Raw genomic sequence first — 1,690 nt, forward strand, 5'->3', positions numbered from 1 at the left:
CATATTCTTTGTCTTTTGTATTTGGTTTCTTCCATTGATTTCATATATGGTTATAGAATTTATAAAATGTAAAAATTATTATAACGAGATTAATGGCATATTAGAAAACTTGGAGAAAAAATATCTACTACCAGAGGTAGTAAAGGAAGCAAACTTTATACATGGGGAAAAGCTTAACGCTATACTGAAAGAACTAAGCAGAGACATGCATGAAAATGTAAAGTATTATAGAGACATACAGTTGGATTACAGAGAATATATAGAGACATGGGTGCATGAAATTAAGACACCAATAGCTTCTACAAAGCTTATAATTGAAAATAATCAAAATGAAGTAACGAATAAAATTGACTCTCAAATGGATCGAATCGAGGGGTTTGTAGAACAGGTTCTGTATTATTCTCGAAGCAATAACGTTAATAAAGACTATATTATCAAGCCAACCAACCTTGATAATGTAGTAAGGAATGTAATTAAAAGAAACTATAGGGATTTTATTCATAAGAGAATAAAATTAGATATACAGGATATTGGTGAAATCGTATATAGTGATGGGAAATGGGTTGAATTTATTATTAATCAAATAATAGGAAATTCTATAAAGTACTCAAATAACAAAGAACAAATGATACGTATATACTCAATTAAGAAAACTAACTCAGTGATACTAACTATAGAGGATAATGGAGTAGGGATAGTAACTAAAGATATAAATAGAGTTTTTGAGAAAGGATTTACTGGAGAGAATGGCAGGAGATTTAGCAAAAGTACAGGAATGGGCTTGTATCTTTGCGAAAAACTATGTTCAAAATTAGGATTGAAAATTGGCATTGAATCTGAAGTGAATAAAGGAACTAGAGTTACATTAATATTTCCTTTATCAGGTATGGTAACTTTTGAGTCTTATTTATAAAAGAAATGCTGCGTCTTCCCACGAATTTCATATGAAACTTATAAACAAATGCAAAACGGTATGAAAAGAGTAGAAATTCTCTTCATACCGTTTGTCTTATTTAGCCATTTAACATATTGTTATATTTAATTGTGTATCGAATGGATGTTAATCTGAAGTAGTCATCATTATTTTTGATGGCCACTAATACTTAACGTAAGATTTGATTCGGTTACTACACAGACCTCGTAAGCAAGAAATTGTACACTATATAAAACAGTAAAATAACTATCCGATCCCTTATCGTACAAGGAATCGGATAGTTTGTGTCCAAACGTACAATTTTTTTCTGATATGGTGCCCCCCTACAAGTTCTTTTTGTACTTCGGATTGACGAATAGTAAGTGTTATTGGGGATACCGCTAACATTTCAAAGATCGTCATATATTCTTTTGACAAAATGCTGTAGAAAGCTTAAGAATTCTTAAGAACTTTTACCCCTTTTTCTTAAGGTTTGGATTCTAGAGTATAATTATGAGTTCAAACCTGTGGGATGATTAGGTATGAAAACAATTCGCTTTCTCATTTCTATATATAATGCACTAAAAATCAATTGGTGCAGCTATTCCAAGTTCAAGGTTGCTTGGAGACAAAATAATTGAAGGAATTGATTTGAAGAAAGTAAATTACATTCTTAAATATGGACTGAGTACAGGTGTATTCGCAGAAAAATTAATTAAAAGAAGAAATCTCAACACAATTATTTTATTAATGAAAAATAATAAGGAATTTTATTTT

At 30.1% G+C, this 1,690-nt stretch carries 1 protein-coding gene; it reads left to right on the top strand.

The window, feature by feature from the left end:
• Positions 1-913 (top strand): sensor histidine kinase (locus tag ACQGSG_RS28775; protein ID WP_426948713.1); only part of this gene is annotated, 913 nt, incomplete at its 5' end.
• Between the last annotated feature and the right edge of the window lie 777 nt (positions 914-1,690).

It is taken from the genome of Bacillus sp. GMa5/1, from assembly GCF_050172015.1.
Classification (GTDB): domain Bacteria; phylum Bacillota; class Bacilli; order Bacillales; family Bacillaceae_G; genus Bacillus_A; species Bacillus_A cereus.